This is a genomic window from Legionella massiliensis (genome assembly GCF_000756815.1).
GTDB classification, from domain to species: Bacteria; Pseudomonadota; Gammaproteobacteria; order Legionellales; family Legionellaceae; genus Tatlockia; species Tatlockia massiliensis.
In genome coordinates, this window is record NZ_CCVW01000003.1 from 198,928 (window position 1) to 212,799 (window position 13,872).

Here is a 13,872-nt window from a genome sequence, read left to right on the forward strand (position 1 = left end):
TCACTCCATTATGCTCATAACACTGTCTTTGATTCGAGCGACGCTCGGTATGTAGTGTTTTTCCAACTGAAAATAGGGCATGACTACATCATAACCAGTCACACGTTGAACAGGGGCTAATAAATCGGACAAGGCATTCTCCATAATTTGTGCAGAAATTTCAGCGCCGACACCGCCAGTTTTTGCACCTTCATGGACGATGACACAACGTCCGGTTTTTTCAACAGAGGCCAAGATAGTATCAATGTCTAAAGGTTTAATAGTCGCGACATCGATCACTTCACAAGAAATGCCTTCTTCGCCAAGTTGTTTTGCTGCTTGCATGGTTTCATGCATGCTGGCGCCCCAACTTATTAGCGTCAGATCCTCACCTTCCTGCAGGGTAAAACATTTGCCCAAGGGTAAGGCTACACCATTGTCTTCAACCGGCTGTTTCACCAAGCGATAAATTCGTTTGGGTTCGAGAAAAATAACAGGGTCAGGGTTACGCATTGCGGCGAGCAATAAGCCATAAGCCCGTTTGGGTGAAGAAGGAATAACAACCTGTAAGCCAGGAATATGGGCAAATAAAGCCTCTGTACTCTCAGAATGATGCTCAGGTGCCCTGATGCCGCCACCAAAAGGTGCGCGGAATACCAGCGGACAGTGAAGGCGGCCGCGTGTCCGGTTACGCATGCGAGCGGCATGAGAAATAATTTGATTCATGGCTGGGTAGATAAACCCCATGAATTGAAATTCAGCAACGGGTTTTAAACCTTGTAAAGACATACCAATAGCAAGTCCAGCAATCATTGATTCAGCCAAAGGAGAATCAAAAACACGCTGCTCACCAAAGCGATCTTGTAAGCCTACAGTTGCACGGAAAACTCCGCCATTCTTACCAACATCTTCACCAAAAACAACGACATTCTCGTCATGTGCTAGTTCATAAGCTAAGGCCTGAGTGACAGCCTCTACTAGGGTAATATCAGGCATTAGACGCTTCCTCCATCGCAATCGCGCGTTGTTCAACCAGATAGTCTGGTAATTCGGCAAAGTGGTAATCAAAAATAGAACTGATTGGCTGTTTGGGACGGTTCAAATATTCCTCGACCGCTTGTTGCACAACTTCATTACAATCTTTCAGCAGAGCTTCTTCCTTGGCATCGTTCCATAGATTCTGGCTTTCCAGAAAATGTTTGAAACGGCTAATTGGTTCTTTCAGCTTGGCATTTTCAACTTCATCCTGGGGCTGATAGCGGGTAGCATCATCGGCTGTGGTGTGATCGCATAAACGATAGGTCAGTGCTTCGATCAAAGTCGGGCCATCGCCTTGTCGTGCTTTTTCAATAGCTTCAGCGATCACCTGACGGCAGGCCAAAATATCATTACCATCAATTTGAATACCATCGAAACCTGCGGCGATTGCTTTTTGCGCAATAGTTTTTGTCTTTGTCTGTTTGGATAAAGGAACAGAAATAGCCCATTGGTTGTTATTAACCACAAAGACAACAGGTAAATTCCATGCACCGGCCACATTCATCGCCTCATAAAAATCACCTTCTGAAGTACCACCTTCACCAATACAAACAACAGCAACACGAGGTTGCTTACGATATTTAAAGGCAAAGGCAACACCAGCGGCATGCAAGCATTGTGAGGCAATAGGAACAGAGATGGGTAAATCTTGTGAATTGCAAGCAAATTGGCTACCACGCTCATCGCCGCCCCAATAAGCAAGAATCTCCGACATTTTTACACCACGTTGGAACTGTGCGGCGTAATCACGGTAATAGGGCACTAGCACATCTTCTGGACGCATCGCATGGCCGATCGCCGTCGAAATGGCTTCCTGGCCATTTATAGGGGCGTAGGTTCCCATTCTACCGGTGCGTTGCAGGGCAATTGCTTTTTTGTCAAAGGTGCGGGTGCGAACCATGATGCGATAGAGCTCTTGTAAGGATTCTTTATCATTAGTAAAAGAGGGCAGCGTCTCGCAAATTTCTCCATTTTCATTAAGGAATTGCGTGAAGGGTATTTCAAATTGAGCGACTGTTGTCACGGTCTGTCTCCTTGTTAACAACACGTGGCCCATAGAATACTCAGAATTTTTTCTAAAAACTAGGGTCTACTTTGCTGTTGTGAAGCGAAAATGAAGTTAATTTAGCTCAGATTAGGTTCGTTTGTAGTCCTCTACCTCTCGTCGTTGCGAACACAGTGAAGCAATCTAAGGTTCAGAGCTTCGAACTCTGGATTGCTTCACTGTGTTCGCAATGACGGCTGCTCAGTTTATCCAGGCAACAATGCATTCCCACGCGGGCGGGAATGACAAAACTTACTAGAGTTCAATTTATCCGATCACTAAATATTAAAATTAGTAGAGGGATCCGCAGCTTTTTTATCAACTACTCTTGCACTTGGCTGTCTGGTAAAGATTGAGGAAATGAGAGTGCGTGGAGTACGTGGAGTGGGTATTCTCATCTCGGGATTTTGTGGTGAGGAAGATGAAGATGAGGGTTGTAATGGCACAGCCCTAAGTTGTTTGCCTATAAAATCAACAACATAATCTTTTATGATAGCAATTTTCTCTTTCTTATTATGCTTAGATTTAGCAAATTTCCGTGTTTCTAACTCTTTATTAAAATAGGCTGGTAAGCCATTCTGAAATACCAAGCATAGCTCTTTTGAAAAATAAAAATCATTCCCTCCTGGAATATGGGGGGAGTCAATAAATGCGGGGTCGTTCCTGATGGCTTGAATTGCTGATCTGACGACTTCTGCTGCAATTTCATTAATTTTGGCTTTTTCTCGCTGTCTCGCTTTGCTTTTCTTTTTTGTTTCATCATGAGCAGCTAATAAGGTTAATAATAGGAAAGAGTGTACCTGATGGCTGCATGACTCTTGTTCTTCAATAATTTCGTCTTTAACGTCGTCTTTTCTGCTTAGTTGACTAATAAGTTTATTGAACAGCTGAGCGAATTTGAATTCAACTTTGCCTGAATCGATAATTAAAGTTTCTAATTCGTTAATAATACAATCAATTGTTTGCCTTTTAGACCGAGCTGCAAATTTTAAAAGCTCTAAGTCTCTTCTAAGTGTTTCATCTTTAAACTGTAAAAGGAGATCAGAAGTAAAATAGCGAAGGGGTCTTAACATGACTCTTGCACGAGCGCGTCGAGCTTCAAGCACTGCGTCCTCATAGGCAAGTTCATCATCTCCAAATTTTTCAGCGCGTTCCTCCTCTGACATTTTTTCGTATTCAGTAGGTCCTGAATTGAAGCGACCATTAAGCATCAGTCCTTCTATAGCATTTTGGAAAAAGCCTATTAATTGTGATGGAGCTGGCCGACCCTCATTCATTTGTTCATATATAGGGGCTAGTATTTGATCAAACAGGGAACGGACTAAGGCCATTTGTTTTGACTTTATAGGGTATAGCTCATGATTTTTGTTGTACTGCAAACTTACTAAAGGAGAGGACAGGCGTTCTTCTTCGTCCTCGCGTGTTTTTCCTTCGAAATATCCTTCATGAGCTCGAGTATTGCTCCATTTGGTTAAATCAGCATTCTCGGTTTTTGGAAAGATTGTGTTAAGCCAAATTCCATTCTTCACCTCTAGATCAAAACCTTTATCATCGGTGGATTGGCTCTCTGTTGATTCTATTACTAAAGTAGTGGAGCTACACGAGGGAATAGAGTCTAAAGAAGGCGGCAGCTCAAACGTACTAGAAGAACTTATGAGCGCCGGTACGGGACTCGTTCTATGAGTTGGTGGTTTAGGGAGCTTTCTGCTAAAAAACGCTGGTTCCTTTTCTCCGCCTATTGAAATACTTTGTAGGCTAAGAGGAGGGACAACAGGTGTCTGTTCAAATCGTGTCATCTGATTGCTTTTGAAAAATCTAAGCGCATCATCGATAATCACTTCATGTGTATCATCGTTAACAATTAGACCCTCAAGGTCACGTAAAGAAGTTATCATGCTTATTTTGTTGACGATACGTGTTGTATCTGTAAGCTTGAAAAGGCAGGTGGCCTTATTCGTTGCTTCGTCATACTCCCAAATGATAGGGATACCCAGGTAACGTATATTGGCGAAGTAGATTTGCATGATAGTTATATAATTTGAGAAAAACAGCTCGAAATGTACAATTTATTCCCTGTACAGGTAAAGGGGCTTTAAGAAAATATTTGTATGAAATAGGAAAATTGTGGCTGAATGTAAAATTTTTGAGCTTAATTATTCGAATGAGCTAATAAAACACTATAACAACCTTGCTGAATTGCCAGGTTTTGTACTGCTGGAGTCTGCAGACCAAGGGATAGGGCGGTACGATATTCTTAGTGCCTTCCCCTATGATTATTTCAGAATAAGCACAGGCCAAGATTGTAGGGCTGAAATCTATAATGAATTACAACATTTAATTCCTCAGCAGACCTCTAATGTTGACCTACCGTTTCAAGGCGGAGCTATTGGCTATTTTTCCTATGATTTTGCAGCCCGGCTTGCTGGAATTGATAGCCCTGCACAGCCCAGTTTGCAAGACCTACCTCTGGTTGAAATGGGATTATATGATTGGGCGATTATTAGTGATCATCATTTAAAGAAAGTTCATTTATTCGCGGCAAATACTCAGCCCAATACGTCAGAGTTAGTTGCAGAGGTGTTGCAGCTTTGGCAATCGGCTAACTATAGAGTGAAGCCCTTTAATTTAAAAGAAGGATTCAAATCACTGATAGCCAAGACTGAATATCAACAAGCTTTTTATAAAATCTTAAATGAATTACAAAGAGGGCGATCTTACCAGGTCAATTACTCTCAACCTTTTAATGCTGGATACCAGGGGGATCCCTGGGCGATGTATCGCAGAGTCCGTACAAATAATCCTGTTCCCTTTTCAGCCTTTCTACGTTCTGCAACCGCAGATATCTTAAGTTTTTCACCAGAACGTTTCCTTATGATGGACAAAAGGTTGTTACTCACCTCACCAATAAAGGGCACAGAAAAAAGATCAGCAAACCCTATAGAAGATGCCAACTTACGTCAATCCTTGTTAGATAGCCCTAAAAATAGGGCTGAAAACGTTATGATTGTTGATTTATTGCGTAATGACCTGGGTAAAATTTCCAAAACAGGCTCTGTGCAGGTAAAGGCACTTTGCCAAGTTGAAAGTTATCAGGAAGTGCATCATTTGGTCAGTTATATTGCCGGCATTTGTCGAGATGATGTTTCAGCAATGGATGCCTTTCAAGCCTGTTTTCCCGGTGGATCAATTACCGGAGCACCTAAATTAGAATCCATGCGTATTATTGCCGAGCAGGAGGCTTATGCTCGAGGAGTCTATTGTGGCTCGATAGGTTATTTTTCCAGCCATGGTCGCTTTGATAGCAATATTGCTATACGCACGGTCGTCGCAAGAGAGGAAATCTTACATATGGCGGCTGGTGGTGGCATAGTGATTGATTCAAAGTGTGAAGAGGAATACCTTGAATGTTTTACCAAAATTGCTGCTATTGTGAATGGATTGAATACCTATGATTAATAAAGAAGCTGCAGTGATTGTCCTGCGTGAATTGGCCAGCGATAGCCTAATTCTAACTCAGCGTAGTACACAATTACGAAATCACCCGGGAGAGGTTTGTTTCCCCGGCGGGCGATGGCAGGATGAGGATAAGAATTTTTACGAAACAGCTATAAGGGAGTTAGAAGAAGAGCTAGGTATTGCGCCTTCAAGGGTGCATTTCCAAAGTGAAATGAGGTCTGAGCGTACACTGACGGGTTTTATTATTTATCCTTGGTTTGCCGATATTGATAATCTCTTACCCTATCAGGCTAATCTAGAAGTCTCTGAAGTATTCAAGCTACCAATGAATGAGGTTGCGCAAGCGTCCAATTATAAAGAGATAGTTGTTAATCGTTTTGGCTTGAATATTAAAACTTATCAATACAAGGCCTCAGAGCGTTTTGTTTGGGGTGCAACAGCCAGGATTATGATGCAGTTAGCTGAGGGTTAGGGGCTAACGTTAAGTTAAGGGTATTTGTCATTCCCGCGAAGGCGGGAATCTATCCCCACCTTGGCGCTGTGCTTCTTAGAAATAGCTTCCCGCCTTCGCGGGAATGACAAAACCTTCCTTAACTTAATGGCTGTGGGGGTTAGGGTGAGGGGGAGTTTCACTCTTCATAAAAACCGCAATTCTATTTCCCCTTCAAAGCCCTACGCAGGATTTTGCCCACATTGGTCTTCGGAAGCTCATCGAAAAACTCAACGATCTTGGGAACTTTATAAGCGGTTAAATGTTCACGACAATGAGCAATAACCTGTTCTGCGGTTAATGAAGGATCGCGTTTCACAATACAGGCTTTTACTCGTTCACCAGAGTCTGTATCTTCGACACCAACCACACCAACCTCAAGCACGCCTGGCATCATAGAGATGACTTGCTCAACCTCATTGGGATAGACATTAAAGCCTGAGACAACAATCATATCTTTTTTGCGGTCAACCAAATAAACAAAACCTTGCTCATCGACTTGGCCGATGTCTCCTGTTTTTAGAAAGCCATCATTGGTAAAGACCAGGGCGGTTTCATCAGGGCGTTGCCAATAACCAACCATAACCTGTGGTCCTTTAATGCATAACTCACCAGGCTCATTGAATGAAAGTTCAACTCCTTCATCATTACGAATAGAAATATCAGTGGAGGGGATGGGAAGACCTATGCTGCCATTATAGCCTTTTAGGTACAATGGATTGATTGTTGCCGCAGGGCTGGTTTCAGTTAAGCCATAGGCTTCAAAAGCAGGGCGCTTTGTCGTCTCCAGCCATCTTTCTGCGACACTTTTTTGTAAGGACATACCACCTGCTAAAGCACACTTTAGTTTTGAGAAATCGATCTCATGAATTTTAGGACTATTGAGCAGCGCATTGAATAGGGTGTTTACGCCGGTGATGGCTGTAAAGCCAACATTTTTGATTTCATCAATAAAATGTGGAATATCACGTGGGTTGGTAATTAAAATGTTCTTCGCCCCTGCTTTTAGGAAGGTCAGGCAATTCGCTGTTAGGGAGAAAATATGATAAAGCGGAAGGGCAGTGATAATGATATCTTCGCCATCGACTTTTAATGGCGAGATCCACGAGGACGCTTGTAAAACATTGGCGACCATATTGCCATGGCTAAGAATGGCGCCTTTGGCGACACCAGTGGTTCCGCCTGTATATTGGAGAAATGCAATATCTTGGTGATTCAATTCAACAGGTGTAAATTTGCTATTTTTTCCTAGTTCTAAGGCTTTATTAAGGCTTATAGCATTAGGAATTTGATAAGCAGGGACAAGTTTTTTGACGTATTTCACTACTGCATTAACAATCAAACGCTTAACAAAGGGGAAAAGATCGGCAATTTCAGTAACAATAACTTGTTTGATCGTTTTACAACCAGGTAAGGCCTTTTCAACTGTTTTTGCAAAATTGGCAAGAACAATGAGAATTTCAGCACCAGAGTCATTCATTTGATGCATAACCTCATCCGAGGTATACAGGGGATTGGTATTAACTACAATCATCCCCGCACTTAAAACACCAAACAAGGCGACTGGATATTGCAAAATATTAGGCATCATCAGAGCAACTCGAGCGCCTTTCTTTAAACCCGATTGTTGTAAATAAGCGGCAAAGAGTTGGCTTTTATGTTCAAGCTCCGCATAACTTATCTCTGTGCCTAAATTCGAATAGGCCACTTTTTTTGCGTATTTTTTGCATGAAGCTTCGAATAAAGAGACGATTGAAGAATACTCATTAATGTTGATTTCATGAGGTACACCTTCTTGATAATGCTTTAACCAAACTTTCTCCACGTCAATATCCTTCTGTTATTGATCCCCGCGTGGTAGTATAAACAAAAAAAATGGGGATGGATATCATAGTGGTAGCAGATAATTTGTTGAAATCACAAGCATTTAAACTTAAGGGTCGATTGTATACATTTACAGTTTTGCAGCTATTGTCTAATAATCGCGAGCTATTTGTACAGCAGCTGGATGATTTGATTGAAAAAGCACCGCGTTTTTTTGATAAAACCCCGATTGTCCTTGATTGTAGCGCCCTTCATGAAAACGACCTTGATTTACAATCTTTTTGCCAATATATGCGTGAGCACAATTTGTTGCCAGTAGCCGTTCAAGGTGTGACTCCTTTTCTTGAAACAGTTGCTCAATGTCAGGGCTTAGCTGTTTTACATGCCTCATCATCACATGACAAACCCTTGTTAGATGATAGTCATGGCGATCATGCGGCAACTCATGAATCCATCAAAAGCAAGTTATTGACTACCCCAGTTCGTTCTGGACAACAGGTTGTATCTAAGGGGGGTGATCTGGTTATTACTGCTTCGGTAAGCCATGGTGCGGAATTACTTGCTGATGGCAATATCCATGTCTATGGAGCCTTACGAGGCAGAGCCTTAGCTGGTATTTCAGGTGATAAGCAGGCGAGGATTTTCTGCCAGTCGCTTGAGGCGGAATTAGTTTCTATTGCTGGTTTCTACCGCCTAAGCGATGCTATTGAACCTCATGTGGGTCCTTGCCAGATTTATTTGCAAGATGAACATATCCATATTGAGCCTTTATGCTAGCTGTACAAGATAAACCCTTAGAAGCTGTATTTATTTCAGATTTACATTTACATCCAGAAGAGCCGGCAATCAGTTCTCGATTTAAGGCTTTTATTGATTGGGCTGCCCAAAATACTAAGGCTGTCTATATCCTTGGCGACTTTTTCCATGCCTGGTCTGGCGATGATGGAATTGATGATTGGTCCAAGTCTATTGCTTCCCAATTAAAATGGTTATCAGAGCAGGATGTTGCGCTCTACTACATGCATGGCAACCGTGATTTCTTGTTAGGGCAAGCCTTTGCTAGTGCTGCAGGAATAACTATCTTGCCAGAGCCCTCAGTGATTCAGCTAGGAAATAATAAAATCTTATTAGTCCATGGCGATCGCTACTGTACTAACGATAAAAGCCATCAATGGTTCCGGCGGTTAACGCGATCTTCATGGTTTGCAAAGCTGTTTTTGCGCTTACCCTTACAATTTCGCAAAAAGGTTGTTGCACAAGTTAGGCAACATAGCCAGGAAAATTACCGTAAAACTCCAATGCAAATGGATGTGGTTTTAAAGCCTATGCTCGCGCATATGGCTAAACATGCTGTAACAATTTTAATACATGGCCATACACATAAGCCTGGCTTAAGAAATCATCTATATAATAATAGTGAATATAAGCAGTATGTACTCAGTGATTGGGATGACAGCCCAAAACTGCTGTGTTATTATAAATCAAAGGGTTTTAAATTTAGCCAGGCGCTGATATAGGATTAAAATTATGAAGACCAAGCAAGAAACTGCAATTGAAGAAGAAAGTAAGAAAAAATCTCTTGAGATGAAAGACGCTTTGCAAAAAGAGATTATTGAGGCCGAGCGTAGAGCGATACAAGAAGACCGAGCTGTTCAGCGGGAAAAAGCTGAGCATGAAAGAATTGAGGCGACTAAGGATCCACTGAGTAAGAAGCCTTATTGGGAGCTGGTCAAAGAGGATGGTCGTAAATTAGCTAGTGGGGATGTTGCTGGTTACAATGACTGGGCAACAGGTATGTGTACCCTTGTACGTCACTTGATGTTGTTAGCTGATGCAATGTGGTATGACCCCATTTTTCCCTTTAGAGATCAAATCGTTGGCTTTAAGAATACTGCAGTTGATTTGATTTGGGACAATACAGCAGGACGTTTCAGTGATTGGGTACAGAAGAAACAAGTTGGTGACGATGAACTTGCCAAAATTGAGGTGCACGCAGAAATTAAAAAAGACGGCACTATCGATGTGGAAATTAGCAAGGATAATAGAGTTGCGGATGGAAGTCCTCAAGCAGAAGAGCTAAGACGGCACATCCAGGTTGGTATAACAGCTTGGGCTATGATAAATGGTTATGACTTGGACACAAATACAGGAGCCTATGTCAGTGAAGCTGACGGTACTCCAATGACCCCAGAAGTGTTTGATCGATTAAATAAATCTGCTAGTGAAGGATTAGAAAGCTTCATTAGCAATCGCTTTGAGATGCCAATAACAACCACTTATTCAATGTAATAATAGGGGTTAACGTTCTCCTCACAAGGCATTGTGTAATAGATAAGCCCCTACTTCAGTATCGAATTCCCGCGGCTTGACCGCGGGATACAGTGTTCACTCTGAGCCCATAGCTCCCACGGTCAAGCTGCGAGAATTCGGGCCACTGCTCCTGGATTTCGCTTCGCTACATCTAGGCTATGGACTGATCAGTCGAGATCTACACAGTGGCGACTTCGTTTAGCTAACCATCGGTATTCCACTATGAAAGCGGAATAACTTGTCTTCAGAATTTATCAGCGTATTTTCTGCTTTAATAAAGAATTTTATTCGTTCATCAATATCTCCGCCATAAAGCTTGGCAAGATGAAGGTAATCTTGAAAGTGACGCGCTTCTGACTTTACTAAAGAGGCATAAAATTTAGAGAGTTGACTATCTGCTAACCTCGGAATAATTGCATTAAAGCGCTCGCAGGAGCGTGCTTCAATAATAGCGCCAATAATCAGTTGATCGCGCAAACGCTCTTTACCATTATTTCTTGGTACTAGGCTATGTAGTTTTTGCGCATAATCCGATGGTTGCAATGGGCCAAAACTGATATTTTGACTGCGCATTAAATCTTTAACTTTCTCAAAGTGTAATAACTCTTCGCGCGCCAAGGGCGACATGACGTCTACTAATTCAGTTTTTTCAGGATACTTCGAGATAAAATTAATAGCTGTTGCGGCTGCCTTGCGTTCACAATGGGCGTGATCGATAAGCAGCGTAGGAATGTTAGTGACTGCAGCCGCGAGCCAAGGCTCGGGAGTTGCTAAACATAAAAAATCAAATAACTCTTGTAAATCATGGGCTAGAGGATTTAGCATCTTCGTTTTACACTATACTGTTTATAAGTAATGCCTTATATATCACAGCGTGTTGAAAAATCAACTTGGATGAATAATGAGCGAAGAACCCGAACGTAATGAATTGTCCTCTTGGCTATCAACCTATGGGTTGATTACAGCAGAACGTATTCTTGAAACTTACAAAATAAAATTGCAGCCGGAGGAGGTGTACGGCTCAATAAAAAACCCTGAGAGTATCTATCATCGCTTACTAAAAATCCCTTTAAAAAATGTATTTAATGGGATCATTCTGCAGCAAGCCCATGATTATCAAGTCTATGCTCAAAAAATGTTTATTGACTATCTTATGTCGGGTGAAAACAGTAAGCCTGAGGAGTCTCCAGGCGGTTATACGCGTGAAGAGCTCGAAAATGTCCGTAGAATTCTAGTGGGTATGTCAGATGATTTTCAGAATAGCGAAGCTCACCACCTGCAATTTATCGCTGATTCTCAAAAAGAATTGATGAAACTGGCGTTGGAATGGCAAAAGAAATTTATTGATGTTGTCAATGAAATTAGTTCGATTTTAAAATCAAGAGGTTTTGATAAGAGCAAGGAAGTCATCAGACAAGTGCTGAATGCGCTGTTGGTTTATCCTGAGCAGCTAGGACTTAAAGGTGAGGTCTGGGCGCGTGCTGAAAAAGTTTTTGGTGAAAGTTTATCCTCGGAGCTAAGACAGGTTTATATCGATCAAATAAAAAAACTGGATGGGGTCGATGCTGAAGTCGATAATTTCCTTGTTAACTATATGGGCAATGCCAATGACATTGGGGGTAGGATGCGGCAATGGCGTACGGATTTTTATAGCATTATTCTTCGTGTGACAGAATTGATAAATCAACTCCCTGAGTACCACTCTGATCAAGCCCAGCTCCTGGAGAACCAAGAGGCTTTACATTTTGACACGAATATTGGTGAAAAAGATAAAGGCTAAATATCAGAAACTGATAGATCCTCTCGGGAAATTGATAAATTACTTTTAACCAAGTAAAGCGAACGGAATGATTTGTTAGTATTACAAAATAATAGGCTTCAAAGTTAGGCAAGCAAATTATTAGTTAATTTAGACGATTATTCTCAGCTTTCTCTATCTAAAAATGCAGATGCAAGAAACAGTAAAAAATAATCATGATTTGATGCTTCAAATACTCTATTTGGAGTTCACTGGTTGATGCTCCCTGATGATGCTAAGAATTGATAGGCAAGGCACTATCATTTCATGTATAATGCCGCGCTTTAATATTATTCAATCGGAGTGCGTTATGACAACTGAATTAACCCTTTCTATCATCAAGCCAGATGCTGTTGAAAAATCAGTTATTGGTGAAATTTATTCTCGTTTCGAAAAAGCAGGTCTGAAAGTTGTTGCTGCTAAAATGGCTCATCTGACTCGCGCTCAAGCAGAAGGATTCTACGCTGTTCATAAAGCACGCCCGTTTTTCAATGACCTGGTTAGTTTTATGATTTCTGGTCCAGTCATGATCCAGGTTTTACAAGGTAACAATGCAATTACTAAAAACCGTGACTTGATGGGGGCTACTAATCCTAAAGAAGCAGCTCCAGGCACAATTCGTGCTGATTTTGCTGATAGCATTGATGCCAATGCGGTTCATGGTTCTGACAGTGAAGAAACTGCTGCCCAGGAAATTGCATTTTTCTTCCAACCTCACGAAATTTGCAAATAACTTCATTTGCAAATTTGAGAGCAGTCCAGGCGGGAGTATTTGATGAGTCAGAAAACTAATTTGCTGAATTTTAATTATCAGCAAATGCGCAAATTTTTCAGCGATTTTGGTGAAAAGCCTTATCGTGCACAACAGCTGATGCAGTGGATTCATCAAGCTGGTTTTCATGACTTTAATCAAATGACCAACCTGGGCAAAGTCTTGCGTGAGCGGCTCTCTGAAGTAGCTGAGATTCGCTTGCCAGAAATTGTAACCTGCCAAAAATCAAATGACGGTACCCACAAATGGTTATTAAAACTTGATTGTGGAAATTGCATAGAAACAGTTTTTATCCCTGAGGCTAATCGCGGTACCTTATGCGTATCTTCACAGGTTGGCTGTGCTTTGAATTGTAGCTTTTGCTCAACGGCCAAGCAGGGATTCAATCGCAATCTTTCAACTGCAGAAATTATCGGCCAGGTTTGGCTGGCAGTACGGGAATTATCCCAGCAAAAGGGTGCTCATGATAAGCGAGTTACTAATGTAGTGATGATGGGAATGGGTGAGCCCTTACTCAATTTCGATAATGTAGTCGCTGCAATGGATATCATGATGGATGATTTTGCCTATGGCTTGTCGAAACGCCGAGTAACACTCTCTACCTCAGGGGTTTTACCGGATCTAGAGCGTTTGCGTGAGGTAAGCCCCGTTTCTCTAGCAGTGTCTTTGCATGCACCCAATGATGAATTACGTAATCAACTGGTACCTATCAACAAAAAATATCCCCTGGCTGAACTAATGGCCTTATGCAAGAGCTATTTTAAAAATGAGCCAAAACGTAAAGTTACCTTTGAATATGTCATGCTAAAAGGGGTTAATGATCAGCCAGAGCACGCGGCTCAGCTTATCAAACTCCTGCGTGATGTTCCTGCAAAGGTTAATTTGATTCCTTTCAATCCTTTTCCTTTAACTGAATATAAACGTTCTTCACAGGCTGCAATTGATGCCTTTCGTGAAAAGTTGATAGCCAAAGGCATTAATACCATCACTCGCAAAACTAGAGGGGATGATATTGACGCAGCTTGCGGTCAGCTTGCAGGAGAAGTCAAAGATAGAACCAGTCGTTCACAACGTTGGCAAAAAATGCATTTTGTTGCAAAGCCCACGGTTGATGAGTTTGACGAAAAGAGTGCGTAACCATTTTTTAATGGGTATAATGG

At 41.7% G+C, this 13,872-nt stretch carries 13 protein-coding genes; 8 read left to right on the forward strand and 5 right to left on the reverse strand.

Features of this window, described 5'->3' with window-relative positions; genetic code table 11:
- The 3 genes from BN1094_RS12495 to BN1094_RS12505 all read right to left on the reverse strand — a co-directional run bounded on the left by BN1094_RS12495 (nt 1) and on the right by BN1094_RS12505 (nt 4,086).
- Complete coding sequence (locus tag BN1094_RS12495) at nt 1–975, reverse strand: alpha-ketoacid dehydrogenase subunit beta (protein WP_043874794.1); 975 nt, start codon at nt 973–975, stop codon at nt 1–3.
- Nucleotides 968–2,041 (reverse strand): pyruvate dehydrogenase (acetyl-transferring) E1 component subunit alpha, encoded by a 1,074-nt coding sequence (gene pdhA / locus BN1094_RS12500; protein WP_043874795.1) that lies wholly within the window; start codon nt 2,039–2,041, stop codon nt 968–970. Before pdhA ends, BN1094_RS12495 begins: the two co-directional genes overlap by 8 nt.
- Before the next feature lie 299 nt (nt 2,042–2,340).
- A complete protein-coding gene (locus BN1094_RS12505; protein ID WP_043874796.1) occupies nt 2,341–4,086 on the reverse strand; it encodes a hypothetical protein in 1,746 nt (581 codons plus the stop codon).
- 100 nt (nt 4,087–4,186) lie between these two features.
- On the opposite strand from BN1094_RS12505, the gene pabB reads away from it, so the two are divergent.
- Both pabB and BN1094_RS12515 read left to right on the forward strand, forming a co-directional pair.
- Nucleotides 4,187–5,518, forward strand: coding sequence for an aminodeoxychorismate synthase component I (gene pabB, locus BN1094_RS12510; protein WP_043874797.1), 1,332 nt, complete (start codon nt 4,187–4,189; stop codon nt 5,516–5,518).
- Complete coding sequence (locus BN1094_RS12515) at nt 5,511–5,990, forward strand: NUDIX hydrolase (protein ID WP_043874798.1); 480 nt, start codon at nt 5,511–5,513, stop codon at nt 5,988–5,990. The genes pabB and BN1094_RS12515 overlap by 8 nt, the downstream gene beginning before the upstream one ends.
- 181 nt (nt 5,991–6,171) lie before the next feature.
- On the opposite strand, the gene BN1094_RS12520 is transcribed toward BN1094_RS12515, so the two are convergent.
- Nucleotides 6,172–7,833, reverse strand: coding sequence for an AMP-binding protein (locus BN1094_RS12520; RefSeq protein ID WP_043874799.1), 1,662 nt, complete (start codon nt 7,831–7,833; stop codon nt 6,172–6,174).
- 56 nt (nt 7,834–7,889) lie between these two features.
- Here BN1094_RS12520 and minC point away from each other — a divergent pair, with 56 nt between their 5' ends.
- The 3 genes from minC to BN1094_RS12535 are packed head-to-tail and all read left to right on the forward strand — an operon-like array spanning nt 7,890 to nt 10,121.
- A complete protein-coding gene (gene minC, locus BN1094_RS12525; protein WP_043874800.1) occupies nt 7,890–8,609 on the forward strand; it encodes a septum site-determining protein MinC in 720 nt (239 codons plus the stop codon).
- On the forward strand, nt 8,603–9,349 hold the full coding sequence (locus tag BN1094_RS12530; RefSeq protein WP_043874801.1) for a UDP-2,3-diacylglucosamine diphosphatase: 747 nt from the start codon (nt 8,603–8,605) through the stop codon (nt 9,347–9,349). The genes minC and BN1094_RS12530 overlap by 7 nt, the downstream gene beginning before the upstream one ends.
- Nucleotides 9,350–9,359: 10 nt before the next feature.
- Nucleotides 9,360–10,121 (forward strand): hypothetical protein, encoded by a 762-nt coding sequence (locus BN1094_RS12535; protein WP_043874802.1) that lies wholly within the window; start codon nt 9,360–9,362, stop codon nt 10,119–10,121.
- Between the two features lie 219 nt (nt 10,122–10,340).
- Here BN1094_RS12535 and BN1094_RS12540 read toward each other — a convergent pair whose 3' ends face one another.
- Nucleotides 10,341–10,967, reverse strand: coding sequence for a MiaE family protein (locus BN1094_RS12540; RefSeq protein ID WP_043874803.1), 627 nt, complete (start codon nt 10,965–10,967; stop codon nt 10,341–10,343).
- Nucleotides 10,968–11,043: 76 nt separating this feature from the next.
- On the opposite strand from BN1094_RS12540, the gene BN1094_RS12545 reads away from it, so the two are divergent.
- The 3 genes from BN1094_RS12545 (at nt 11,044) to rlmN (ending at nt 13,849) form a co-directional block, all read left to right on the forward strand.
- Nucleotides 11,044–11,922 (forward strand): hypothetical protein, encoded by an 879-nt coding sequence (locus tag BN1094_RS12545; RefSeq protein WP_043874804.1) that lies wholly within the window; start codon nt 11,044–11,046, stop codon nt 11,920–11,922.
- Between the two features lie 328 nt (nt 11,923–12,250).
- Nucleotides 12,251–12,673, forward strand: coding sequence for a nucleoside-diphosphate kinase (gene ndk / locus BN1094_RS12550; RefSeq protein ID WP_043874805.1), 423 nt, complete (start codon nt 12,251–12,253; stop codon nt 12,671–12,673).
- 42 nt (nt 12,674–12,715) lie between these two features.
- Nucleotides 12,716–13,849, forward strand: coding sequence for a dual-specificity RNA methyltransferase RlmN (rlmN, locus tag BN1094_RS12555; protein ID WP_043874806.1), 1,134 nt, complete (start codon nt 12,716–12,718; stop codon nt 13,847–13,849).
- Nucleotides 13,850–13,872 lie beyond the last annotated feature (23 nt).

Coding starts and splice junctions, on each gene's coding strand:
- BN1094_RS12540 (WP_043874803.1), bottom strand. CDS start 10,967: ATGCTAAATCCTCTAGCCCATGATTTACAAGAGTTATTTGATTTTTTA.
- BN1094_RS12530 (WP_043874801.1), top strand. CDS start 8,603: ATGCTAGCTGTACAAGATAAACCCTTAGAAGCTGTATTTATTTCAGAT.
- BN1094_RS12515 (WP_043874798.1), top strand. CDS start 5,511: ATGATTAATAAAGAAGCTGCAGTGATTGTCCTGCGTGAATTGGCCAGC.
- ndk (WP_043874805.1), top strand. CDS start 12,251: ATGACAACTGAATTAACCCTTTCTATCATCAAGCCAGATGCTGTTGAA.
- BN1094_RS12505 (WP_043874796.1), bottom strand. CDS start 4,086: ATGCAAATCTACTTCGCCAATATACGTTACCTGGGTATCCCTATCATT.
- BN1094_RS12495 (WP_043874794.1), bottom strand. CDS start 975: ATGCCTGATATTACCCTAGTAGAGGCTGTCACTCAGGCCTTAGCTTAT.
- minC (WP_043874800.1), top strand. CDS start 7,890: ATGGATATCATAGTGGTAGCAGATAATTTGTTGAAATCACAAGCATTT.
- BN1094_RS12545 (WP_043874804.1), top strand. CDS start 11,044: ATGAGCGAAGAACCCGAACGTAATGAATTGTCCTCTTGGCTATCAACC.
- rlmN (WP_043874806.1), top strand. CDS start 12,716: ATGAGTCAGAAAACTAATTTGCTGAATTTTAATTATCAGCAAATGCGC.
- BN1094_RS12535 (WP_043874802.1), top strand. CDS start 9,360: ATGAAGACCAAGCAAGAAACTGCAATTGAAGAAGAAAGTAAGAAAAAA.